Origin of the sequence: Pseudoalteromonas sp. 20-92, from assembly GCF_030847595.1 — a bacterium.
Classification (GTDB): Bacteria; Pseudomonadota; Gammaproteobacteria; order Enterobacterales; family Alteromonadaceae; genus Pseudoalteromonas; species Pseudoalteromonas fuliginea.
Window position 1 is genome coordinate 79,190 of record NZ_JANJGQ010000016.1, and the last position, 25,269, is coordinate 104,458.

Below are 25,269 nucleotides of genomic sequence, written 5' to 3' on the forward strand. Positions count from 1 at the left end.
TACCTACTTTAGTACTGGTTATCGCAAGGGGTTGTTTGGTTTTTAAGCAACGCGAGCTTTTGTAGTGATTTGTTTTCTAAGCAGTTTTGTACGTTTTACAAGACAACATGAGTTTTTTACACAGCTACATTTTCAATTTACAGAACAGCTAAAAGTTATACATTGTGTAACAGGTTTTCAGTTTCAATTGCTATTTCTTTCATTTTAATAGCGTAGTTTTCTAATTTTAAATCTTCGTCTGTCACAGCTTTAAATTCAGGCACTTCTACTGGATAACCCGTTTCATCCATTGCGACAAAACTTATAACACAGTGATTTGTTTCAACCATATTTTGTGTTTTTGGATCGCCACAACGTACTTGAATAAATATCTGCATACTTGTTTTACCGGTATGCGCTATTTTAGCTTCTACTTCGACAATTTGCCCTACTAATATTGGACGTCTAAATTTAACCCCAGCAACTGACACAGTCACACAATAATGACCACTCCAGCCAGCTGCACATGCATAACCAGCTTGGTCAATCCACTTCATGACGACTCCACCATGAACTTTACCACCAAAATTTACATCGGTAGGCTCTGCTAAAAAACGAAAAACAACTTTTGACGACGGCATAGATATTACTCATTTATTAATACTGCATATGAGCATAGCGCAAAAAAGGGGCCGAAGCCCCTGCAATTTAGGATATGTTTATAATTTATATGTAAAAAACGTAGTTATATAACTATACGACGCATAATTTAGTTACATATTAGGGTAATTTGGTCCACCAGCGCCTTCAGGTGTTACCCACGTAATGTTTTGGCTGGGGTCTTTAATATCGCAAGTTTTACAGTGCACACAGTTTTGGGCATTAATAACAAACTCTTTATTGCCTGCTATTTCTTGTACTTCGTAAACGCCAGCAGGACAATAACGTTGTGCGGGTTCATCAAATTTAACTAGGTTTACGTTAATAGGAATTGACGCATCTTTAAGCTTTAAATGACAAGGCTGTGATTCTTCGTGGTTAGTATTTGATAAAAACACACTTGAGAGTTTATCAAAGCTAAGTTGTCCATCTGGTTTTGGATACGCAATTTTGTCAGCAGCTTTTGCATCAACAAGGGTAGAGTGATCGGGCGTACTATCTTTAAATGTAAACGGTAAACCGCCATTAAAAATATTTTGATCAAGCGTGTTATACGCACCACCTATAAACTTACCAAGTTTGTGCATTGCAGGGCCAAAGTTACGAGATTGATATAGCTCTTTATATGCCCACGATTGCTCAAACGCTGTCTGGTATTTAGTTAAATCGGTATTTGCTAACTCATTTTTCAGCGCTTCGAAAATAACCTCAGCGGCAATCATTCCCGATTTCATTGCTGTGTGATTACCTTTAATTTTTGCAAAATTAAGTGTGCCTGCATCGCACCCTACAAGTAAACCACCAGCAAAATGCATTTTTGGTAATGAATGCAAGCCACCTTTAGCAATAGCACGCGCACCGTAAGCAATACGTTCAGCGCCTTCAAGTACGTTTTTAAAAACTGGATGGTGTTTCATTCGCTGAAACTCATCAAACGGACTCAAATGTGGATTTGCGTAATTTAAATCAACAATTAAACCAACAACGACTTGATTTTTTTCACTGTGATACATAAATGCACCACCATTAGTATCGCCGCTAAGTGGCCAACCTGTACCATGAACAACTTTGCCAAGCTCATGTTTACTTTCATCAATTTGCCAAATTTCTTTAAAGCCTAAACCGTAATGCTGCGGCGATGAACCTGCATCAAGTGCAAACTCATTAATTAATTGTTTACCTAAATGACCACGGCAACCTTCTGCAAAAATAGTGTATTTTGCACGAAGCTCCATGCCAGGCATGTAACCGTCTTTTTCATTACCGTCTTTGTCTACGCCCATATCGCCAGTAATAATCCCTTTTACTGCTTTATCTTCAATTATTAAAGAGTGTGCGCTAAATCCTGGAAAAATCTCGACGCCTAAGTTTTCAGCTTGCTCTGCAAGCCATCGACACACGTTACCCATAGATACAATGTAGTTACCATCATTATGAAATGTTTTTGGTGTAGCAAAGTGGGGGATTGATGTCGCTTTTTGCTCGTTGTTAAACCAATAAATTTCATCGTTAGTTACTTTGGTTGTAACCGGTGCGCCAAGCTCTTGCCAATTAGGTAGTAGTTCATCCAAAGCTTTGGTTTCAAAAATAGCCCCAGAGAGTACATGTGCACCTACTTCCGAACCTTTTTCGACTACGCAAATCATGCACTCTTGTTGTTTTTCTTGTGCTAATTGCGCGAGTTTAATTGCACTTGAAAGCCCAGCAGGGCCTGCACCAACAATTACTACATCAAATTCCATGGTTTCACGTTCGACCATAATAACCTCTTTATCTATGACGGACTTATTTCAATGTTTACTAAGCATTTAAATAAGGTGTACAGCCTATTTTTAACCTTGCAAATTAAACGTTACAGACTGTGAATAGTTAAAGGTTATTTTAGGTTGACGTTTACGTCAACAGGAAGTAGTCTAATTTCATAAAATAAATAGGTTGACGTGCACGTTACCTTGTAGGTTTAAATAATTATGGAGTTCCTATGAAAGTTCTCGTACCAATAAAAAGAGTGATTGATTACAACGTAAAAGCACGCGTTAAAAGTGATAACAGCGACGTTGATTTAACCAACGTAAAAATGGCAATGAACCCGTTTTGTGAGATTGCCATAGAAGAAGCAATTCGCCTCAAAGAAGCCGGCACAGCCAGTGAAGTGGTTGCCGTAACTATTGGTCCTAAAGCATCACAAGAACAATTACGCACAGCATTAGCATTGGGTGCTGACAAAGCCATTCACATCGAAACTGATGAAAAGCTCGAGTCACTTCATATTGCAAAGCTACTCGCTAAAATTGTAGAGCAAGAAACGCCTGAACTTGTCATTTTAGGTAAACAGTCAATTGACTCAGATAATAATCAAACAGGTCAAATGCTCGCTGCGCTTACTAATCGTGGGCAGGGTACATTTGCATCAAAAGTGGTTATTAAAGATGGCAAAGTAAACGTAACCCGCGAAGTTGATGGCGGGCTGCAAACGGTAGCACTTAATTTACCGGCAGTTGTTACAACCGACTTACGCTTAAACGAGCCTCGCTACGCATCACTGCCAAATATTATGAAAGCCAAACGTAAGCCGCTTGAAGTAATAGCAGCAGATTCGCTTGGTGTTGATTTAACACCGCGTATTCAATTAATAAGTGTTGAAGAGCCAGCTAAACGCACCGCAGGAATTATTGTTGAAGACGTTGCACAGCTTGTAGAAAAATTAAAAACAGAGGCAAAGGTGATTTAAATGAAAACACTCGTAATTGCAGAGCACGACAACGGTGCCTTAAAACCAGAAACCTCAAAAACTATTAACGCCGCAGTAAAAATGGGTTTTCCTATTGATATACTAATTGCAGGTAACAACTTAAGCGCAATGAGCTCACAAGTTGCCAGCATTGATGGCGTAGCTAATGTTTTAGTTGCTGATAATAGGGTTTATGAACATCAATTAGCTGAGAGCATGAGCGATTTAGTGTTATCACTTAGCGACACCTACAGCCACATTGTTGCAAGTGCTACTACAACGGGCAAAAACTTTATGCCACGTGTTGCCGCGCTATTAGATGTTGCGCAAATTTCTGAAATTATCGCAGTAGTGGACGCCGATACATTCAAACGACCTATTTATGCAGGTAATGCAATCGCCACGGTTAAATCACTCGACAGTAAAAAAGTAATTACCGTACGTGCCAGTAGCTTTGATTTACAAGGTGAGCAATCAGCTGTTGCTTTAACAAGCATTGATACAGTATCAGATTCGCAATTAAGCAGCTTTGTAAGTGTTGAGCAAACCGAATCAGAACGCCCTGAGCTTACAGCAGCTAGTGTGGTCATATCGGGTGGTCGCGGTATGCAAAACGGCGAAAACTTTGCATTACTAAACGGTATTGCCGATAAACTCGGGGCAGCTGTTGGTGCGTCGCGCGCAGCAGTTGACGCAGGCTTTGTACCTAACGACATGCAAGTAGGGCAGACCGGTAAAATTGTAGCGCCTAACTTATACATTGCCGTGGGGATTAGCGGTGCTATTCAGCATTTAGCGGGCATGAAAGACTCAAAAGTAATCGTCGCGATTAATAAAGACCCCGATGCACCTATTTTTCAAGTCGCTGATTACGGTTTAGTGGCTGACTTATTTGAAGTACTGCCACAGCTTGAAGGCGCTTTATAACGCTTAATCGAGCAAAATTTATTCTGGTTGAAAGCCGTGGTGCTCTTTGAGTGCTGCGGCTTTTTTATTCGGTTAATTCAAGACACAAAAAAACCAGCCAATTGGCTGGTTTTTAGTATTTATAAACATCTTACTAAATATTAGTAAGTTGCGCTGCCTTTAGTACGAGGGAAGGCAATAACGTCACGTACGTTGCCCATACCTGTTACATAAGCAACTAAGCGTTCAAAGCCTAAACCAAAGCCTGAATGTGGCACGCTACCGTATTTACGTAAATCGCGGTACCAGCTGTAATCTTCTTTGTTTAAGCCCATTTCTTCTAAGCGTGCATCAAGTACATCAAGACGTTCTTCACGTTGTGAACCGCCAATGATCTCACCAATACCAGGTGCTACAACATCCATTGCGGCAACGGTTTTACCGTCTTCGTTTTGGCGCATGTAGAATGCTTTAATATCACGTGGGTAGTTTTTAATAACTACCGGTGCTTTAAAGTGCTCTTCAGCTAAGTAACGCTCGTGCTCAGACTGTAAATCTACGCCCCATTCAACAGCGTACTCAAACTTTTTGCCACAGTTTTTAAGGATTTCTACAGCGTCTGTGTAATCAACTTGTGCAAAGTCTTTATCTACAAATTCTTCTAAACGCGTAATTGCGGTTTTTTCTACACGTTGTGCAAAAAATTCCATGTCATCACGGCGCTCTTCAAGTACCGCTTTAAACACATACTTAAGCATGTTTTCAGCCAGTTTTGCTATATCTTCTAAATCAGCAAACGCTACTTCAGGCTCTACCATCCAAAATTCTGCAAGGTGGCGAGATGTATTTGAATTTTCTGCGCGGAATGTAGGGCCAAATGTATAAATTTTTGACATTGCAGACGCGTAAGTTTCGCCATTTAACTGACCAGATACAGTAAGGAATGCTTCTTTACCGAAGAAATCTTCGCTGTAATCAACATCGCCTTTGTCTGTAAGTGGTAAGTTTTGCATATCAAGCGTTGATACACGGAACATTTCGCCAGCGCCTTCACAGTCACTTGCCGTAATAATTGGCGTGCTGATCCAGTAAAAGCCTTGCTCGTGGTAAAAACGGTGAATAGCTTGTGCTAAACAGTTACGTACACGAGTTACCGCGCCAATCATATTTGTACGAGGGCGAAGGTGAGCGTGCTCACGTAAGTACTCAATGCTGTGGCGCTTTGCCGACATTGGGTATGAATCTGGGTTTTCTACCCAACCTAACACAGTCACTGAGTTAGCTTGAATTTCGTAAGATTGACCTTGGCCAGCAGATTGAACTAAAACACCAGTAACCGACACAGAACAACCGGCTGTTAAGCTAGTAACTTCATCATAATTATTCAGTGAATTAGGAACTACCGCTTGAATAGGATCAAAACACGAACCGTCATGAACGGCTAAAAATGAAATTCCTGCTTTTGAATCGCGGCGAGTACGGATCCAGCCCTTAATTGTTACTTGGCTGTCTACCGCAACATTGCCTTTTAATAGCTCTGAAATCGCTAAATGGCTCATCTTCACTCCAATGATATAAGTTGCCTAACTATTTTATTTTAACTGTGCGCAACACTCGGGCATAAATTTCACATAAACGGCGCTGCACTTGAACCCTGTATCTTACCTAGTAAAGTTAAATAAAAAAACTATTGTGGGCAACTCTTTAAAAGTTTTTATGCATGCGGTTTATTTTTAAGCAGTTTTAGAGGGTTTATTACTTCTAATGTTATTTGTTACTCTCAAATTTAGTGATTTTGTGGCATTATTAACAAACTAATTAAATTTCTTTTTATTCACACTTAAAAAATCGATGCTATGAAACAAGTTTTTATATTACGTGGACTACCTGGAAGTGGTAAGTCTTATTACGCGCAAAACCTTGCCGACGAATTAGGCGGCGCTGACGAAAGCCAGTACCTAATTTGCTCAACAGATGATTACTTTATTAATGAGCAAGGCGAGTATCATTTCGATAAGTTTAAATTACCGCAATTTCATAATTTAAATTTAGCGCGTTTTATAAATGCACTTTCCCAAGGCACTCCTTTGGTAATTGTAGATAACACTAATATTAAAAAGTGGGAGTTTGTAGCGTATTCGCAAGCGGCTATCGCTTTAGGTTATCAAGTAAAAGAAGTGATAGTGGGTGAAGTGAAAGACAAATCAATGCAGCATTTATACGCTAAACGCAACTCCCATCACATCCCACTAAAAACAATAAGTAAAATGGCGTACATGTTTGAGTGGTAATCACTTAGAGATTAGATAAGGCTTTTATATCGCATTGTGTAATGGCATCTAAATGAGCAGTGATTTTTTCATTGTTCCAATCCCACCAAGCTATATCTAGCAGCGTATTTATTGTTTTATCGTCAAATCTGGTTTTTATCACTTTAGCGGGATTTCCACCTACAACGCTATAAGCAGGTACATCGCAGGTAACAACTGATTTACTGGCAATAATAGCGCCGCTGCCAATTTTTACCCCGGGCATAATTGTAGCGTTATAACCAATCCAAACATCATGACCAATTTCTGTATTGCCTTTAAAGGGTAAATCATTTGATTTTGGTACAAACTTTTCCCAGCCATTACCAAATATAAAAAATGGATAAGTAGAAAATCCAGAAGTTTGATGGTTAGCGCCATTCATTATAAAAGTAACGTCTTTAGCTATCGCACAAAATTTACCTATGATCAGACGATCCCCAATAAAATCGAAATGGTAAAGCACATTTTTTTCAAAATTCTCAGGGCCATCAGGATCGTCATAATATGTATAATCGCCTACTTCAATATTGATAGAAGTAATATAGTTTTTTAAAAAACCTACTTGAGGAAAACCTTCCATTGGTGAAGGATTATTGGGGTTTGGTCCGTTCATGAGGTTTCCTCTTAATTTTGAGTTAGGTATAGATATTAATCTATAGATTTATAAACGGCTAGTGGGTGCGATGTGCTTAGTGATACATGCACTTCATCGCCAGGGTTTACCACAACTTCATGGCTTACTCTGCTAGTTACCACCGTAGAACACGCAAGTTTTACAGCGCACAAGCGGCTGCCACCTTCAAAGCGTACCCAAATCACTTCGCCGTTATTACCAACACTGCTTTGTACAAGCAATACATCGTCAGGGCGTAGTAGTACATCAACGTCGCCACTTTCACAGTCAACGCCATGAGCTGGCGCATTACCAATTGAGGTAGTGGCTTGCCCTTGGCTAAATTGGCCGCTAATAAAGCTGGCTTCACCTAAAAAGCGTGCCACAAAGCGATTGTTTGGGGTACTAAAGCAGCGCTCTGGTGTATCGATTTGCTGAATTTTTCCGCCTTTAAGCACACCAACGCGATCGCCAACTGAGAGTGCTTCTTCTTGGTCGTGTGTTACCCAAATCGCCGGTACGCCAGCAGCTTTAAGTGCGTTTCTAATATCCCAACGAAGCATGTCTTTAAGAGCGGCATCTAAGTTTGAAAGCGGCTCATCAAGTAATACAAAATCAGGTTGGTGGGCAAGGGTGCGCGCAAGTGCTACACGCTGTTTTTGTCCGCCAGAAAGCGTTGCTGGTTTTTTATCTCTAAAATCGTTCAGTCCAAGTAGGTTTATCCAATACTCAGCAGGGGCTGTATCTTTTAATCTAAAACAAATGTTTTGCTGTACGGTTAAGTGCGGAAATAACGCAAAATCTTGAAACACCATACCTACACTGCGTTTTTCAGGAGGTAGTGTTAATTTGGGAGTAGCGCGCCATTTACCCGTGTTTATTTCGCCTTCGCTAATAGGTATAAGGCCAGCAAGGGCTTGTAAAATTGTACTTTTACCACAACCTGTTGGTCCTACAAGCATAAGGATTTCGTTTTCACCCAGCGAAAAGTTTAAATCGCTTACTACGCGGTTACTGCCATAATCTATAGACAACTGACTTACAGATAGCATTGTTTTTTAAATCCTTAATGTTCGAACTGGTTGCGTTTTTCGCCAGACATCATAATAGCTAACCCGCAGGCAGATATCACTACTAACAATAATCCAGGAATAGCGGCGCGACCAAAATAGCCCGCTTCGTATACACGCCATAAATAGGTAGAGAGGGTTTCAAACCCTGTTGGACCAAGTAGTAGCGTGGCTTCTAGTTCGCGCATTGACTCTAAAAACACCAGTGCTGCACCGGCAATAATACCGCGCATTGTTAAAGGCAGTGTTATACGAGTAAATACTTCACGTGGGCTTGCCCCTAATACGCGCGCAGACTTTACTAAGCTTGGATCTAAGTGTTCGGTGCTTGTTCTAACAGAGCCTACAGCAAGTGGTAAAAATCGCAGCATATAAGCAATAATAAGCAATCCCAGTGTTTGATATAAAAACGGTAACTGCAAACCACCGTAAACAAGCGCTGTGCCCATTACTATACCCGGAATACCAAAACCAAAGTAAGTAACACGTTCCATTATACGACCCGCTTTTCCACTCAGTGCGGCATGCGCAACGGGGATCGCAACGATAACAGCTACAATTGCCGCAATACCCGATGCATACGTAGAGTTCCACGCAATATTAAAATCAAATGAGCTAAAACCATCACGAGCTAACCAAAGCGAAAATATAGCCAAAGGCAAGCCAATAGCGAGTAGTAAAACAGGTGCAAACGTAACAAACAATGCACTTAACTGTAACTTGTTTGGAAATAAAATTAACGGACGACCATGGCGCTCAGGCGCTGTTTTTATTTGTGATTCAACTAAAAGTAAAAAGCCAACAATAACCATCAGCTGAAGTGAAAGCATTGCAGCGCGCCCTAGCGCAAAGGCGTTGTATTCAACATAAATTACGCGGGTAAAGGTATCTAAGCGCATCATTGCGGGCGTACCAAAGTCTGATAACGTATAAAGCGCGACTAACAATGAGCCTGCTGCAATACCGTTAATTACGCGCGGTAATATTACTTTAAACACGCTTTGTGTCATCGACATGCCTAGCGTTCGCGCGGCATTAACCATGCTTGCGTCAAGGCTCAGTAAAGATGAGCGAGTTGTCATCATTACAAACGGGAAGGTATAAAGCGTCATTACAATGGCGGCACCTGTTAGGCCATACATTGATGGTGTTTCTATTCCTGTTAAGGTGTTTATTTCGCCACCGGGGCCAAAAGCAGCATAAAGTGTAAATGCGCCAATATAACTGGGAATTGCCAGCGGGGCTGCAAATACAACCAGCCAGAGCTTTTTAAATGGTAAATGCACATACGCGCTAATAAACGCCAGTGGCACACCAATTAAAATAGATCCGAGTACCGTTAAACCCATTAATGATAACGTGTTACCTAAAATTTGCAGGTTGTGGGTGTCAAACACTGAGCTTGCATCGCTTGCAAGCACAATTAATACATAAACAGGGGTAAGCGCAACAAGCGCTGCAAGCAGCGCCATTGGATAAGAGGCAGGTATTTTCATTACAATACGCCGCTGCTTCGCATCAAATCTATAGTAGGGCGTAAATCAGCTAGCTGTGTTAAATCTACTTTAGGTGGAGAAATGTTAGCAAGTGACGGTAAACCCTCAGGTTGGGTAATATCATTTACTAACGGAATTTCGTACGCTTCACTGGCTAAGTAACCTTGTACTTCTTTACTTAGTAAGTAACGCATAAAGTTAGTAGCAAGCGGATCATCGTTAAGCGCTAATACACCCGATGCATTAACTAAACAGCCCGCATCATTTTGTGTAAATGCTAAATCAAGCTTAGCATCAGGCTTGCCTGATTTTAAACGCAATGTGTAATAGTGATTTGCAAAACCAATATCAACTTCACCGCGTTCAACGCCCATAACAACGCCTAATTCTCCAGCGTATGTTTTAGCACGTTTTTGAATTTTTTTAAGCCACTTAGCGGTTTTGTCGTCGCCTTCTAAAATTCGCATTGCGGTTACAAACGATTGAAAAGAAGCGTAGGCGGGTGCCCAACCAATACTTAAATCGCTGTCGGCAATTTCCATAATACTTGTTGGAATTTGATCTTTAGTCAAACGCGACGTGTTATATGGCAATGTACGAATACGGCCAGTTACTGGTGCCCACTCTTTATATCTAAATTGTGGTTGTAACTGAGCAGATAAATCACCTGGGATAGGTTGTGCAAGGCCAGCATCGGTTACTAAACCAATCGCGCCTGAATCAACAGCCCAAAATAAATCAGCGCGTTTAACGCCGGCTTTAGCTTCTGCAACAATGGTATTTGCTAAAGCAGCAGTAGGACCTCGGCGAATGCCTAACTTAAAGTCTGGATTTTTTTTCTGGATTGCTTGTAATACGTTTTCATACAAACCACCTTCGCCTCGGCCTAAATAAAGGGTTAACTCGCCTTTAAGCTTTGGTAAATCGTCAACAGAAACAGGGTTTGCTATATCAGCGGCTAGCGCACGAGAAAGAGGCAGCGGCAATGAGCCAACCACCCCTAACGCAGCTAGGCCTTGAATAAAGGTCCTACGCTTCACTTAAAATACATCCTTACGAGCTTTTTCGGCTTTTTCTATTAAAACCTTAGCGCGGTCTAATTTTGTTTGCATGTCACTGATCACATCGCGTACTTCGTCTACGCTTTTGCTGTTTTTAATGGCTTGTGGCAGTGTTACGTTAAAGTCTTTTTCCAGCACTTCAACTAGTTTTGCATCTTGTTCAATAAGTGTACCTTCAACGCCTTCAAACAGGTGCAGATAAGTATCGTGAACAATTTCAGTTGCTTCGTCTCGTAAACGCTCAGCAAATTTAGCTACTACACGGTCTAATTTGTGCTTAATTTCATCAATTGTGGCACTTTGTGTCATTTGAGTTGTAGCGGTTGCTTTTACAGTGTCTAACAAGCCTTTTTGCTGGAATTTTGCAGCAAGCTTAACAGCCCCAAGGCCTTGCCACAAGGCTATGTTCATCGCTTTTTGCTGTTTACGAACTTCCTCAGCAGGCTCTTTATTATCAATGGCCATTTTTACGCCATAAAGACCCTGCCAAATAGAAGCGTATACTGGTACAAAGTTAGTTTCTATTGCGCTGTGAAACTTAACTGATTCCCAATATTCAATTAAATCATCAGTTTTTACTGCTTTTGCGCCTTTAGTATCGTAGTCGCTTACCATGGTATCAACTTTGCCTACCATCCATTCTACTTCTTCGGTGTAGCTTTTAAGGTTAGCTTGAAGATGATTAACATGCTCGCCAATAGGGCCGTTAGCTAATACTGGTTGAGCCATAAATGCCGAGGCTAGTAAAAGGCTTGCGCCTAAAGTTTTGGCTGGTTTAAATAGTAATTTCATAGCAAAAGAGTCCAAAAAGGTAATTGTAAATGATAGACATTATCATATAGCTAATAGTTAACGAGATCAATAACCACAAACTCGCTTAATAGATAAAAACACTAAATGTAGCGGTAGGTTACAGCAAATAGCGCTATAACCTGTATTAAGAGAATATATTGAGACCGGCTATTAAGCGTAATGCTTGCCTTTAATAGCATTATAAATGGCATCACACAGTGTTTTTAAACTTGCATCATCACTTATATACGGTGGCATAAGGTAAATTAGTTTACCGAATGGACGTATCCATACACCTTGCTTTACAAAATAAGCTTGAATTTTAGCAACATCAACATTGTCCGCAGCCTCGTTTAGTTCAACAACACCTATTGCACCTAAGGTACGTACATTGGCAACTGCTTCTAGTTCACTGCATTTATTAAGTTGTTGTAGTTGGGTATTTATTTGCTTTATTCGTTGTTGCCAGTTTTGTTCAAGTAACAAATCAATACTTGCGCAGGCCGCAGCACAGGCAAGCGGGTTGCCCATAAACGTAGGGCCGTGCATTAAAACACCTGCTTCACCTTCGCTTATGCCAATGGCTATTTTATTGCTAGTGATAGTGGCCGATAGCGTCATTGAGCCGCCAGTTAATGCTTTACCAATACACATTATATCGGGCTCTATATTGGCGTGCTCTACAGCAAATAATTTACCTGTACGGCCAAAGCCTGTGGCAATTTCGTCGCAAATTAGCAGTACGTTATATTGGGTGCACAATTTACGTACGCAGGCTAAATAATCAGGGTGATAAAAGTTCATACCACCGGCGTTTTGTACTATTGGCTCAATGATAAAGGCGGCTACTTGGTTATGGTTTGCTTTAAAGTATTCTTCAAGCTCTTGAGCTTCAGCTTGGTTAAACTCGCCCCCAAATTGACTAACCGGTGCAGGTACAAAAACGTGTTCAGGTAAAAAGCCTGAATATAAACTATGCATTGAGTTAACGGGGTCGCATACGCTCATGGCTGCAAAGGTGTCGCCATGGTAGCCCTTGTAAGGCGTCATTAGTTTTTGTTTTGTTGTAATGCCTTGGCTTAACCAATACTGCAGCGCCATTTTTATTGCTACTTCAACACTTACCGATCCGCTGTCGGCTAAAAACACTTTAGTTAAACTAGGCGGCGTTATATTTACTATTTTTTTGCAAAGCTCTACTGCGCTGTTATGCGTTATACCGCCAAACATAATGTGGCTCATATTATTAATTTGCTCAATCATTGCGTTATTTATAACTGGGTGGTTATAGCCATGTATTGCGCTCCACCAGGAGGCCATACCATCGATTAATTGCTCGCCAGTTTCAAGGTAAATAATGTTGTGATTTGCATGTGTAACAGGGTATACCGGAATTGGCTTAGTCATCGATGTATATGGGTGCCAAATGTGCTCACGATCAAAATCAAGGTCAATCGTATTCTTTTTAGTCATATGTAAACTTTAACTTGGTGGGCTTCGTTGACAATGGTACTTCAACTCGTAGACTAAGCCAATATCACCGCTGAGAAAAAAATAAGAGAGTATTATGGAATTTGCGCCTGTTCGTCACGATTGGACCCACGCTGAAGTTAAAGCATTATTTGAAATGCCATTTAACGATTTACTTTTTAAAGCCGCATCGGTTCACCGTGCTAACTTCAATCCAAATGAAGTGCAAATTTCTACGTTGTTATCAATTAAAACAGGCGCTTGCCCAGAAGACTGTAAGTACTGCCCGCAGTCGGGGCATTACCGAACAGATTTAGAACGCGAGCGCTTAATAGAAGTAGAAAAAGTAGTAGAGCAAGCACGCCTTGCAAAACAAAAAGGTGCGACGCGTTTTTGTATGGGCGCTGCATGGTCAGATCCAAAAGACAGAGATATGCCATACATTTCACAAATGGTTAAAGAAGTAAAAGAGCTAGGGCTAGAAACCTGTATGACGCTGGGTAAACTCACAAACGAAAAAGCCCATGAGCTTAGAGACGCAGGGCTTGATTACTATAATCATAACCTTGACACGTCACCTGAGTATTACGAGCAAATTATATCAACCCGTACTTTTCAAGATAGATTAAATACCATTGATCACGTCCGCGATGCCGGTATGAAAGTATGCTCGGGCGGAATAGTCGGTATGGGCGAGCAAGCAAGTGACCGCTTTGGACTACTTATGCAGCTAGCTAATTTGCCACAACAGCCAGAAAGCGTGCCTATTAATATGCTGGTTAAAGTTAAAGGCACACCGCTTGAAAACGCAGACGATTTAGATCATTTTGAATTTATACGTACCATAGCAACAGCGCGCATTATGATGCCACACAGTTATGTACGTTTATCGGCGGGGCGTAATGCAATGAACGAGCAAATGCAATCAATGTGCTTTTTTGCAGGCGCTAACTCAATATTTTATGGTGATAAACTACTTACCACCGAAAACCCAGACGCTGATGCCGATATGAACCTAATTAAAAAATTAGGCATGAACCCAGAAAAGCGTCACGACTATTCAGACGAAGCAGTAGAAGCCTCGCTTTCATCGCAAGTAGCCGACAAAGCAACCTCTGAATTGTTTTACGAAGCGTAGGCTTTTTTATATTTATGCCTTTTGATTTTATAAAAACGCATCTACAGGCTCGCCTGCAAGATGCACTGCTTCGTAAACGCCAAGTAGTAGAGTATGCTACAGCGCGTACCATAACGGTTAATGACAAAACCTACCTTAATTTTGCCAGTAACGACTACTTAGGCTTTGGTGACGTGGTTGTTAACCTTAATGACTCCCACGCATTAGGGAGTCACAGCTCTGCATTAGTGACAGGTTATCAGGCGCAACAAAAAGCGCTTGAGCAATACTTATGCGAGCAATTTGGTTATGGCGCAGGCATGTTGCTTAACTCAGGGTTTAGTGCAAATAGCAGCGTAATTAAAGCGTTGTTTCAAGATAAAGCCGCTGCACAAAACAGCGCTATTTTTCAAGATAAGTTAAATCATGCAAGCTTGATTGACGGGGCTATGCACTCTAACGCCGCTTTAGTGCGTTTTAATCATAACGACCTAAACCACCTACGTTCACGGCTCGAAAAATCAAAAGCGCAAAACAAGCTTATTATAAGCGAAGGCGTGTTTTCGATGGATGGCGATACCGCGCCTCTTAAAGAATTACTCGCACTTGCAAAACAGCACAACGCATGGCTAATGATTGACGACGCACACGGCTTTGGTGCATTAGGCAAAACAGGTTTAGGCAGTTGCGAAGTACTTTTAGAAGAGGGCATTACACTTCCAGATATATTAGTCATTACCTTTGGTAAATCAGTGGCTAGTAGTGGCGCGTGTGTATTAGGCAATAAACAGTTTATTGAATACATGCTGCAGTTTAACCGCGATTACACGTACTCAACTGCTATGTCGCCGCTAATGGTAAGCCACACACTTGCGCGTATTAAAAGCATAAAAACAGCTGATGATAAACGCGATAAGCTTAATGCCAATATTGTATTGTTTAAGCAACTCGCTAAAAGCCATAATATTGCTGTGATGGAATCAAACACAGCCATACAGCCCATTGTATTAGGCTGCGCTGAGCAAACGTTGCAAGCGGCAGATAAACTTAAGCAAGAGGGTATTTGGCTCACTGCAATTAGACCGCCCACAGTGGCACATAACACCTCACGTTTGCGCATTACTTTAACCGCCGCACATACCGAGCAAGACATAATGCACTTAGTGAAGCATTTAGTAGGTGCAATAGCATGACTGCTCAGCCAGTATTAAAAACAGATTTAATGCAAACACAACTTGTAAAACCGTGCCTAGTGAGTAGCGAGTTAAATAGAGAGTTAACTAGCGAATTGGATAAAGAGCTAAGCAAGGAGCTTAAAAAGTCCACCCAAAGTAAGTTTTCAAAAGCAGCTGAGCATTATAACACCCATGCAAATGTACAAAAACACGCTGCGAGCGATCTGTTTGCACTTATAAAACCAGGCTTTAATAAAAATAAGGTATGCGTTGATTTAGGCGCAGGCCCGCTTGTTAATACACATACCTTACAAAGCATGTTTTCAAGCGTTGTGGCAATAGATTTAAGTTTAAACATGCTGCAAAGTAGTGATTTAACCACAGCTAAAATATGCGCCGATATGGATAACTTACCGCTGCAAGCAAATAGTGTTGATGTTATTTACAGTAACTTTGCAGTGCAGTGGTCTGCTAATTTTTCGGCTTTAATGCAATCACTTTATAGCATATTAAAACCAGGCGGGCAGGCGTACATAAGCACTGTGGTAGAGGGCTCACTAAACGAAATAAAAACAGCTTTTGCAGCGCTTGATTCAAACAGCCACATAAATACTTTTAATAGTGAATTGTATATAAACCAATCAGTCCAAAATACAGGGTTTACTATTAACAGCGCTAAAAAACATATTTACACCGATGAATACACAACACCTTTAAAAGCGATTGCTTCAATTAAAGCTATAGGGGCAACTACGCAAAATCATACCAATACGCGCCAAGGGTTACTTACCAAATCGGCGCTTAAAAAAGTATGCAGTGCGTATCCGCTTATAAATAATAAAGCGTGTGTGTCTTATCATGTGGTGCTGTTATCATTAGAAAAACACTAAATAAGCCCAAAGACATTAAAGGCAACGCATGAAAGAATTTTTTATAACAGGCACCGACACCGATGCCGGAAAAACCCACGTTACCAGTTTGCTATTAAAGTTACTTGCCCAACATAAAAAACCAGCTATTGGTTTTAAACCCCTTGCTGCTGGCTGCGAAATGGCATTCGATCAGCTAGTAAACGCCGATGCTCTAATACTAATGGAAAGCGCAACAGTGAGCGCTAAATACGACGTAGTAAATCCGTTTGCGTTTGCACCCCCTATTGCGCCGCACATAGCCGCTGAGCAAGTTGGAGTTAGTATTACTATTGATAAACTAAGTGATGCTTATAAAAACGTAAAACAACAGGGCGCTGACATTATCCTTACTGAAGGTGCGGGTGGTTGGGCATTACCTATTAATAAAAACGATTATTTATACGACTGGGTTAAAGCAGAGCAAATGCCGGTAATACTTGTTGTTGGCATGAAGCTAGGTTGCTTAAATCATGCGTTACTAACCGCTGCGCATATGCAAAGTATGGGAATAAACTGCGTTGGCTGGATTGCAAACCAAGTAGATAAAAATATGGACGAATACCAAGCAAACCTTGATTCACTTAAAGCACGTTTACCGTTTCCAATACTTGCTATAAGCCCCTACAGCGAGCAAACTCCTAAGTTACAAATATACAAAAGCTTGCTTATTGCGTTATCTATAAACACTTAAGTGGTTTAAAAAGATTTACTTTTTTAGGTAAATCTTGAAATAGTCAGCCTTAGTACACATATAAACGTTTATAAATACATAGCTTGCTCAAAAACAATGTTACTAAGGACATAACGACTATATGACGCACCCATTTATTGAAAACTACGCCCCAGATGCGCACGTAAGCGCTGAGCCAAAAGCACTAAACTATGGCTTACCTAAAAAACGCGTAGGTATAATAGGTGGAGGCACAGCTGGCGCCACAATAGCCATTAGACTTGCTGCGTTAGGGTTAGAGACTTATGTGCTTGAAAAGAAAAAGTCGTTAATTGATGGCCCTCCAATGTGCCATTTGCACGCAGGTGGCAACTTATATCGTGAAATACCCGACGAAGACTGCATAGATTTACTCAAGCAATGTATAGATATTGCTCGCCTTTATCCTCACACCATCGATGTTCGCCCCACAGTATTTGCAGTGCCTAAGCGCGATGACGACGCACCCGAGGATTTATTTCCGCGTTTAAATAAATTAACACAAGCCTACAGCGAGCTTGTAGAGCAAGACAGCGCTAATAAAGTGTTAGGCGAGCCAGAGCATTATTATCAGTTATATAGTTATGAGCAAATGCTAAAGCTTGCTAAACAAAAACAAGTAGCCAAGCCCACGTCATTAGATGAGTGGATGATACCCGTGGCTAAGCATTTAGATTTAAATAAGCTAAAGTTTCCGCTAATTGTTGCCCAAGAATATGGCTGGAATATTTTTCGTTTATCGGCCAGTGCTCAACTGGCCCTTGCACAGTACAAACACGCTTATGTTTTAACAAGCACCAGTGTTAAAAACGTATCGCCAGTTATAAATACCAATAATGATAAGCAAACACTTAAATGGCGCATTGAATACCAATCAGAGCCAAGCCTTGATGAACAACCTGATACTTCAACCGATACACAAGCCGATTCACAAACCATTGAGGTAGATTACCTAATTAATGCGTGTGGTTTTCAAACCGGTATTATTGACGACTTGGTTGGGGTAGATGTAAAACGCATGGTTGAATTTAAAGCCTCTTACATTACTCATTGGCAAGGTGCTGGTGGGCAAATACCGAAATTATTATTTATGGTAACCGTGGTACGCCAGAAGGTATGGCGCAGTTAACCCCTTACCCTAATGGTTACTTTCAAATACATGGAATGACTAACAACATTACATTGTTTAATGATGGCTTAGCTGATGCCACGCCAATGAGCGCACAACCTAAACTTCCCAATAAATACCTGCATTATATTAAAGATGGCTGGGATGAAGCAGCATTGCAAACACGTACTCAAACAGCAATTGAGTATGTAGCCGAGTTTGTCCCTGCGTTTAAAACTGCTAATACACAAAATAATGCCTTGTTTGGCGGGCAACAAATCCCGGGTGATGACGACACCTTGCGCGTAGCCGATGTCAGTTTATATTCGCATATTTGCTACGCACGGGCCGAAAATGTTAAAGCATCGTCAACGTTAATCGCTGCCGATCAAATAGTGGGTGAGTTTATAAAATTAGGAATAATAAGCAGCGATCCTGCTGTAAATCATCACCGCAGTACCCATCAATGGTCTTACCTTAAACATAATAGCGGCGAAAATATTGGCGAAGTTGCGCGCATATTGGCACACGAGCGTGGTTTTCCAATTGATATGGCAGAGCTAAATAACAGCTTGTAATAAACTGATTATAGAGAAATGTCAGTCTTAAATTGGCTATAAAACTCCTCTCAAAAAAATTATCAATAAACACATAAATAACACTTGTGTTATGACATAGTTTGTCACAGAATAGCGCTAATGTTATGACATAGTGTGTCATGACGCAGTGATTGCTTTAACCTAATTTAATGTTACGTTCGGTGATCAAACCTATTTTTGTGAGGACAATATGAAACGTGTATTTTTGTTTTTATTAACTAACCTAGCGGTTATGTTGGTATTAGGTGTAGTGCTTTCAATAATAATGAGTGCGCTGGGCTTAAGCCATCGTAGCCTTGGCGGAATTTTACTTATAGCCACCGTATTTGGTTTTGGTGGATCGTTTATTTCGTTATTTATGTCGAAATGGATCGCTAAAAAATCAACAGGCGCGCATGTAATTACGCAGCCTCGAAACGAAACCGAACATTGGCTTGTACAAACGGTATCTGCGCAAGCACAAAAAGCAGGTATTAAAATGCCAGAAGTGGCTATTTACGACAGCCCAGAAATGAACGCGTTTGCAACGGGCCCAAGTAAAAACAACTCGTTAGTGGCAGTAAGCACAGGCTTAATGCACAACATGACCAAAGATCAGGCCGAAGCCGTACTTGCCCACGAAGTATCGCATATTGCTAACGGCGACATGGTAACGCTTACGCTAATACAAGGCGTGGTAAACACCTTTGTAATATTTGCCGCAAAAGTACTGGCAGGCATTGTAGATAACTTTATTAATAGCGATGAGGAAGAGGGCGGCAGTAGCTGGACATACTTCTTATTCGATATGTTATTCCAAGTATTATTTGGCGTGCTAGCAAGCATAGTAGTTGCAAGTTACAGCCGTAAGCGTGAGTTTGCAGCCGACAGCGGCGCAGCTAAATTAGTAGGTGCAGATAAAATGCGCTCAGCTCTTGAGCGATTAAAGCAAAACCATCCTTCGCAATTAGAAGGCTCAATGATGGCCTTTGGTATTGCAAGTGGCAAAGGTGTTGCTGAGTTGTTTTCGTCGCACCCACCGCTCGATGCACGAATAGACGCACTACGTAAGTAATGTTTTAAGCATTACTTGCTACATACCCAAAGCCTGCTTTTTAGCAGGCTTTTTTTATCCGTAATATTTTAGCAATTGAAAAGAATAATTATTGAGAAAGAATAATTTCAGTAATACCTTCGGCAGACAGTATTTCTATCCAGTAGCCGTCGGGATCTTTAATAAAGGCTAAGCCTTTCATTGAGCCATCATCTGGTTTTTTAACAAACTCAACATCGTACTTTGTAAAGCGTTCACTGGCCGCATAAACATCTGGTACGCTAATACCAATATGGCCAAAGCCTTTTGGTTCTTGGTTACCACTGTGGTATCCCTCAAAGCTGTCGTCGGTTTCAGTGCCCCAGTTATGAGTAAGCTCAATTAGCGCAGGGCGACGAAACACCCATTCTGCTTTAGTTTTATCATCACCTTGTGGCAATTCTTGCTCGTAGCCTAAAAAGTAAAGCGTAAATTTCATACCAGGAAAATCATACTTACCTAACAGTTTCATACCTAATACATTTTGGTAAAATTCAAGCGACGGCTTTGGATCTTTAATACGTAACATAGTTTGTTGCATAACAAAGCCATGAGTGGCCTGTGCAACTTGTTCTGGAGATTCGTTATAGTTAGACATGGTGATCCTTTCAAAAAATGATAAAGCGAAAATAAAGATATAATGCTTAAACCATCATAATCAACCGTAGTTTAAATTTAAACTGTCTAGGTCAAATCATATAATAAAAAACAAGGAATTTTATGGCTATAACTATAACTACAGGCACCATTGAAGATATAACCGCAGTGAGTGAATATGTCCCTGAACTGCTAACAACCATTGATAGTGACACTTTACGGAACCGTTTAGAAAACAAAAAAGCATTGATATTAGTAGCACATAAAGAAGATACATTAGTTGGTTTTAAAATTGGCTATGAGCTATCTAATACACAGTTTTATAGTTGGCTTGGCGGGGTGCACTTTAACTATCGTCGATTAGGTATTGCTAAAAAATTACTTGTTCAACAAGAAAAGTGGGCTCGTGAACAAGGCTTTACCAATATACACGTTAAATCTATGAACCGGTTTCCTCAAATGCTCACTATGCTCATCACTAATGGTTATCTCGTTTGTGGCTACGTTGATAAACAAAGCACAGAGCAAAGCAAAATTAAGTTTGTAAAACAACTAACAAAGTAAATGCAGGCACTTTATTCATCGTTATTTAACTTAGCGCCATGAAGGGTTATAAGTAAAAGCTAATTGCCACCTTTAATAGCAAGGAACCACTATGTTTTATGATGATATGCAGGGGTTATTACGTGTACTTACAATATGTGTACTGGGTTATGTAGCACTGGTGTTTTGGCTGCGTATATCGGGTAAACGTACGCTTTCAAAGTGGAACGTGTTCGACTTTATAGTCACCATTGCGCTGGGCTCTATATTGGCGTCTGTTATTATTTCTAAAAGTATCCCTTTAGCTGAGGGCATACTTGCCTTTGTCGTATTAATAGGGCTGCAATATGTTATTACGTGGCTTAGTATGCGCTCATCAAAATTTGCAGCGCTTATAAAAGCAGAACCCACGCTTTTACTGAGTGATAGTGAATACTGCACTGCTGCACTTAAATCGCAGCGGGTAACTAAATCAGAAATTCGCGCTGCTATTCGTGGTGCAGGCATATTAGCCATTGAAGATGTAGCCGCAGTCGTGCTCGAAACAGACGGCAGTTTTAGTGTAATGGCTCACAGTAACAGTGACTCTAAAACTGCGTTAAGTGATGTTTTTTAGCTATTTAATCGGTGACAAATACCAATAATTTGAAGGTTTAAAATAACTGTAAATAATATTACTTGTTGCATGGTTTTAATTATGGAACGTATAATAACAAGTGTTAACTAAATGGAATTTGCGTAAATTGCAGCTTAAGCAGAACAGGTGGATAAATGAACAAAGGATTGTTAAAGTCGTGGAAAACCGACAAAGGTTTTGGTTTTATTAAATCAGACACCCTAGAACACGACACGTTTATACACATATCAGCGCTCAAGCACATGAGCCGTAAGCCAAAAGTTGGCGACACTATTTACTTTGAAGTGGCAACACAGCCCGACGGTAAAACCAAAGCAATTAACTGCCGCATAGAAGGCGTTGCAGAGCTTAAATTACTAAAAGCACCTTACCAAAAACACAAACAACAGCCGCATCGCATTGCCAAATCTAATTTTGCCAGTAGCTTTTTAGGTAAAGTTGCCTCAATTGCGCTTATTGCCGCCCTTTGCTTTTATACAATTAATAAATACAACACTCACTCAAGCAGCCAAACACCCATTATCACCAATGATTTATCCACCAACTCCGATTTAACCACGTTTGATGAGCAATACCCAAAAATTGTAATTCCTCAAAACTCACAAAACTTTACCTGTGATGGCAGGCAGCACTGTAGCCAAATGACCTCACGTTCAGAGGCGGTATTTTTTATAAATAACTGCCCGTACACAAAAATGGATGGCGATAGAGATGGTGACCCATGTGAGAGGGATTCACGCTTTTAAAGCTAGGGTAGTTATAAGCCTTTTAGTTATAAAGGTTTAGGCTTAAGATAAGTTTTATTGAATGCTTAGCTTAGCTTAGCGCTAAGCGTCCGTAAGTACATCATTTTCATAATAAAGTGTAGATTTTAACTATGTATAAAATTCAAAGTGTAAAAATTGATAACTTCTGGCAAAGATTTAATGCAACTTGCCAATTTAACGAAGACGTAAATATCATTATAGGTAAAAATGGTACTGGTAAGACAACGTTTATGAACATACTATATTCAGTTTTATCTGTAGACGTAGATGGCATTAGTGATAACGATTTTAGTTACGTTGAAATTAGATTAACTCAAAATGGTAAACAAAAGACTATAAGAGCTAGCAAAATTGAGAATGACAATGTTCCTTTTTTAACAATGGAATACCAAATATCACAATCTAAATATAATGTTAGGATCATAGCAGCAGAAGATAGGCGCTTTGCTGTGCATCATCGAAGAAAAGCTCATGAAGAGTCTGAAGAACTAAGGCGCATACTATCTGAACTAGTTTCGTTATCATCTCTATCTGTTTATAGGCTTCGGAATGGTCAAGATTATGAAATAAGAGATAAGCACGGTGCTAGAGCTGTCGCACCAGTTGATCACCGTCTTACAGAATTACTACGTGGCTTAACACATTACCAACTTGATCTATCGCAGCAAGCTAGAGAAGTGGCTACATCACTTCAAAAAGATGTTTTAGCATCAATTCTTTATTCTAAAGAAGATATTGAGACGAAGGGGTATGCGTTAGACTTTGACAAAGATAAAGAAAAATCAAGTTTGATTTCTGCATATAGCCAACTGAATGCAATGGATTCAGATGTTAGAAAAAAAATAAACTTTCATGTCATGAAAATTGATGAAACCGTTGCAGAATTAAAAAAAGAGAATAAAGGGGAATCTTCTTTTCAAATAGATTTTGCTTCACTTGAAGCTTTAAGGAAGACTCAAAAAATAATTAAAATGTCTTTAATTGCAGAAGAAATTACATCGCATATTTTTTCTCCAATAGATCTTTTTTTGGAAATAATAAAAGACTTTATCACCGATAAAATTTTTCAATTTAATGGAGGTAATTTAGTTATTAACAATGAGCATAACGCGATCAGTTATGATGGTTTATCTTCAGGTGAAAAACAGCTATTAATATTATTCATAGAAACACTATTACAAAGAAAAAAGCCATTTATATTTTTAACAGATGAACCAGAGTTATCTTTACACATCTCATGGCAAAGAAAAATCATACCTGCGATAAAGCAATTAAATCCTAATGCACAAATTATAGCAGCAACTCACTCGCCAGAGGTTGCATCTAAGTACAGAGATTCTATTTACGATATGGAGCGAATTATAAATGGATGATTTTTACCACTCTGAAGATGCTAATAATATCGTGCATTTGTTTTATAATGCAGATGTTATGGTTTATGTGGAAGGAGAAGATGATGTTCCTTTCTGGGAAGTCGTATTTAATAGTTTGGCTGAGTACAAAGTTGAAGTTCAAGAAGTTGGTGGTTCAAATGAACTAGCAAAATATATAGAGGAATTAGAGTTAGGTAAATTACAAGGCGTAATTGCTTGTGATAGTGATTTTGAAATTTTGAAAGGTAATTTACGCAACCCCAATATAATAAGAACTTATGGTTACGCAATTGAAAATTCTTTAATTTGTCCATCTACAATATTAAAAGTAATTCGAAGTGTAGGTAAAATTTCTGCTAAAAATATACCTAGTCAAGAGCTGGGTGTATGGCTAAGTTATTTTACTCGGATTATGAAGAACCTAGTCATTTATGATGTCCACAATGAGCTAAATGGTTTGGGTATTTCAGTTGTTGGTGATAATTGTTCTAAGTTTTTAAAATCAAAAAAATCTCATGATGTATGTGAGATTAAAGTGAATGAATTTATAGCAAATATTGGCTTTTCAGTGTCTCAAAATGAAATTGATACAATAATAAATTTAATCGGTGAAATACCAAGAGATTTTAGTGATTTTATAAGAGGACATTTTTTATTTTCTGCTGTATCAAAGTTCATCTCAGCTAGCATAAAGCAAATTAATTCAAAAGTAAGTATTTCCAATGATGCCTTATTTGGATCACTTTTACTTGCTTTTGAAAATAATTTTGATGAAGAGCATAAACACTATAACTATTATTCAGATGCAATCAAAAATCTTTCTATAGCCGCTTAGTAATTAAACTTATGAAGGTGATTAACAAAAAACAGAATTAGAATTAGGATGACACCCATCCTAATTACAAAAAAAATATGACACCCATTCTAATTTTTGCACTTTTTGAAACGGAGTACTAGGCTTTGTTCAGTGCAAAAAACAAGCAGGGTGTCTTATGGCAATCGCAAGAAAGCGTCAAGTAAGTTTGGTTGATACAAAGTACTACCACTGTATTTCACGTTGCGTGCGTCGTGCATTTTTATGTGGTGAAGACTATTTTACGGGTCAATCTTACGAGCACCGCAGAGGCTGGGTTGAAGACAAACTGCTTGAGTTAGCCAAGGTGTTTTGTATTGACGTCTGTGCTTATGCCGTTATGAGTAACCACACGCATTTAGTGTTGTATGTTGATGATAAACAGGCAAATAGGCTGAATGATAAAGCGATTATTATTCGCTGGCATAAACTCTGTAAAGGCACATTGTTAACGCAAAAGTACATACAGGGTGAAAGGCTAAGTAAAGTTGAGCTTATCTTTTTTAATCAAACAGTAAAGGAATATCGAGAGCGTCTATCAAGCGATTAACAATGACACCCATCCTAAATTTTGCACTTTTCAAAATTAAAGGCTAGCCTTTGGTTAGTACAAAAAACAAGCAGAGTGTCTCATGGCTATCGCAAGAAAGCGTCAAGTAAGTTTGGTTGATACAAAATACTATCACTGTATTTCACGCTGTGTTCGTCGTGCATTTTT

Annotated in this window: 23 protein-coding genes and 2 pseudogenes; 15 read left to right on the plus strand and 10 right to left on the minus strand. The window is 39.7% G+C overall.

The genetic code is table 11. From position 1 onward, the window contains the following. Positions 1-155: 155 nt before the first annotated feature. Together NRL14_RS13925 and NRL14_RS13930 are read right to left on the minus strand one after the other, a co-directional pair. Positions 156-620 (minus strand): acyl-CoA thioesterase, encoded by a 465-nt coding sequence (locus tag NRL14_RS13925; protein WP_007375777.1) that lies wholly within the window; start codon positions 618-620, stop codon positions 156-158. A 132-nt stretch (positions 621-752) separates the two neighbouring features. Continuing rightward, positions 753-2,399, minus strand: coding sequence for an electron transfer flavoprotein-ubiquinone oxidoreductase (locus NRL14_RS13930; RefSeq protein WP_306724910.1), 1,647 nt, complete (start codon positions 2,397-2,399; stop codon positions 753-755). 221 nt (positions 2,400-2,620) lie between these two features. Here NRL14_RS13930 and NRL14_RS13935 point away from each other — a divergent pair, with 221 nt between their 5' ends. Together NRL14_RS13935 and NRL14_RS13940 are read left to right on the plus strand one after the other, a co-directional pair. Next, positions 2,621-3,370 carry an electron transfer flavoprotein subunit beta/FixA family protein gene (locus NRL14_RS13935; protein ID WP_007375779.1) on the plus strand — a complete coding sequence of 250 codons (750 nt, stop codon included), beginning with the start codon at positions 2,621-2,623 and terminating at the stop codon, positions 3,368-3,370. Further along, positions 3,371-4,297 (plus strand): electron transfer flavoprotein subunit alpha/FixB family protein, encoded by a 927-nt coding sequence (locus NRL14_RS13940; protein ID WP_306724911.1) that lies wholly within the window; start codon positions 3,371-3,373, stop codon positions 4,295-4,297. 140 nt (positions 4,298-4,437) lie between these two features. On the opposite strand, the gene asnS is transcribed toward NRL14_RS13940, so the two are convergent. Further along, positions 4,438-5,835, minus strand: a complete 1,398-nt coding sequence (gene asnS, locus NRL14_RS13945) for an asparagine--tRNA ligase (protein WP_002961230.1) — start codon at positions 5,833-5,835, stop codon at positions 4,438-4,440. A 297-nt stretch (positions 5,836-6,132) separates the two neighbouring features. On the opposite strand from asnS, the gene NRL14_RS13950 reads away from it, so the two are divergent. Further along, positions 6,133-6,567, plus strand: coding sequence for an AAA family ATPase (locus NRL14_RS13950; RefSeq protein ID WP_008133749.1), 435 nt, complete (start codon positions 6,133-6,135; stop codon positions 6,565-6,567). Positions 6,568-6,571: 4 nt separating this feature from the next. Here the strand turns inward: NRL14_RS13950 and NRL14_RS13955 are convergent, their stop codons facing one another. The 6 genes from NRL14_RS13955 to bioA all read right to left on the minus strand — a co-directional run bounded on the left by NRL14_RS13955 (position 6,572) and on the right by bioA (position 13,093). Beyond that, positions 6,572-7,201, minus strand: a complete 630-nt coding sequence (locus NRL14_RS13955; protein ID WP_306724912.1) for a Vat family streptogramin A O-acetyltransferase — start codon at positions 7,199-7,201, stop codon at positions 6,572-6,574. Positions 7,202-7,236: 35 nt separating this feature from the next. Beyond that, positions 7,237-8,253 carry an ABC transporter ATP-binding protein gene (locus tag NRL14_RS13960; RefSeq protein ID WP_306724913.1) on the minus strand — a complete coding sequence of 339 codons (1,017 nt, stop codon included), beginning with the start codon at positions 8,251-8,253 and terminating at the stop codon, positions 7,237-7,239. 14 nt (positions 8,254-8,267) lie between these two features. Beyond that, entirely contained in the window at positions 8,268-9,767 is a 1,500-nt protein-coding gene (locus NRL14_RS13965) for an iron ABC transporter permease (protein ID WP_306724914.1), read from the minus strand. Next, entirely contained in the window at positions 9,767-10,807 is a 1,041-nt protein-coding gene (locus NRL14_RS13970) for an extracellular solute-binding protein (protein WP_306724915.1), read from the minus strand. Before NRL14_RS13970 ends, NRL14_RS13965 begins: the two co-directional genes overlap by 1 nt. Next, entirely contained in the window at positions 10,808-11,620 is an 813-nt protein-coding gene (locus NRL14_RS13975) for a hypothetical protein (protein WP_306724916.1), read from the minus strand. Positions 11,621-11,791: 171 nt separating this feature from the next. Then, positions 11,792-13,093 carry an adenosylmethionine--8-amino-7-oxononanoate transaminase gene (bioA, locus tag NRL14_RS13980; protein ID WP_306724917.1) on the minus strand — a complete coding sequence of 434 codons (1,302 nt, stop codon included), beginning with the start codon at positions 13,091-13,093 and terminating at the stop codon, positions 11,792-11,794. A gap of 94 nt (positions 13,094-13,187) precedes the next feature. Between bioA and bioB the strand changes: the two genes are divergently transcribed. The 6 genes and pseudogenes from bioB to htpX all read left to right on the plus strand — a co-directional run bounded on the left by bioB (position 13,188) and on the right by htpX (position 19,763). Further along, the gene (gene bioB, locus NRL14_RS13985; protein WP_306724918.1) at positions 13,188-14,228 is read left to right on the plus strand and encodes a biotin synthase BioB; all 1,041 of its coding nucleotides are present in this window, start codon (positions 13,188-13,190) and stop codon (positions 14,226-14,228) included. 14 nt (positions 14,229-14,242) lie between these two features. Then, positions 14,243-15,400, plus strand: a complete 1,158-nt coding sequence (locus NRL14_RS13990) for an 8-amino-7-oxononanoate synthase (protein WP_306724919.1) — start codon at positions 14,243-14,245, stop codon at positions 15,398-15,400. Further along, the gene (locus NRL14_RS13995; RefSeq protein ID WP_306724920.1) at positions 15,397-16,272 is read left to right on the plus strand and encodes a methyltransferase domain-containing protein; all 876 of its coding nucleotides are present in this window, start codon (positions 15,397-15,399) and stop codon (positions 16,270-16,272) included. The genes NRL14_RS13990 and NRL14_RS13995 overlap by 4 nt, the downstream gene beginning before the upstream one ends. Positions 16,273-16,300: 28 nt before the next feature. Continuing rightward, the gene (gene bioD, locus NRL14_RS14000) at positions 16,301-16,984 is read left to right on the plus strand and encodes a dethiobiotin synthase (RefSeq protein WP_306724921.1); all 684 of its coding nucleotides are present in this window, start codon (positions 16,301-16,303) and stop codon (positions 16,982-16,984) included. Positions 16,985-17,105: 121 nt separating this feature from the next. Beyond that, positions 17,106-18,688 (plus strand): annotated as a pseudogene (locus NRL14_RS14005) (FAD-dependent oxidoreductase). Positions 18,689-18,899: 211 nt separating this feature from the next. After that, positions 18,900-19,763, plus strand: coding sequence for a protease HtpX (gene htpX / locus NRL14_RS14010; RefSeq protein WP_282130414.1), 864 nt, complete (start codon positions 18,900-18,902; stop codon positions 19,761-19,763). A gap of 88 nt (positions 19,764-19,851) precedes the next feature. Here htpX and gloA read toward each other — a convergent pair whose 3' ends face one another. Further along, a complete protein-coding gene (gene gloA, locus NRL14_RS14015) occupies positions 19,852-20,379 on the minus strand; it encodes a lactoylglutathione lyase (protein ID WP_306724924.1) in 528 nt (175 codons plus the stop codon). Between the two features lie 122 nt (positions 20,380-20,501). On the opposite strand from gloA, the gene NRL14_RS14020 reads away from it, so the two are divergent. From NRL14_RS14020 to NRL14_RS14045, 6 genes and pseudogenes are all read left to right on the plus strand, one after another. Beyond that, entirely contained in the window at positions 20,502-20,942 is a 441-nt protein-coding gene (locus tag NRL14_RS14020; RefSeq protein WP_306724925.1) for a GNAT family N-acetyltransferase, read from the plus strand. 91 nt (positions 20,943-21,033) lie between these two features. Continuing rightward, a complete protein-coding gene (locus tag NRL14_RS14025) occupies positions 21,034-21,537 on the plus strand; it encodes a DUF421 domain-containing protein (RefSeq protein WP_306724926.1) in 504 nt (167 codons plus the stop codon). 155 nt (positions 21,538-21,692) lie between these two features. Beyond that, entirely contained in the window at positions 21,693-22,304 is a 612-nt protein-coding gene (locus tag NRL14_RS14030; protein ID WP_306724927.1) for a cold shock domain-containing protein, read from the plus strand. Between the two features lie 131 nt (positions 22,305-22,435). Then, positions 22,436-23,698 carry an ATP-binding protein gene (locus NRL14_RS14035; protein WP_306724928.1) on the plus strand — a complete coding sequence of 421 codons (1,263 nt, stop codon included), beginning with the start codon at positions 22,436-22,438 and terminating at the stop codon, positions 23,696-23,698. After that, positions 23,691-24,533: a DUF4435 domain-containing protein gene (locus NRL14_RS14040; RefSeq protein ID WP_306724929.1), complete on the plus strand. Its 843-nt coding sequence runs from the start codon at positions 23,691-23,693 to the stop codon at positions 24,531-24,533. Before NRL14_RS14035 ends, NRL14_RS14040 begins: the two co-directional genes overlap by 8 nt. Positions 24,534-24,690: 157 nt before the next feature. Continuing rightward, positions 24,691-25,095, plus strand: a pseudogene (locus NRL14_RS14045) (transposase); the annotation flags it as partial. Between the last annotated feature and the right edge of the window lie 174 nt (positions 25,096-25,269).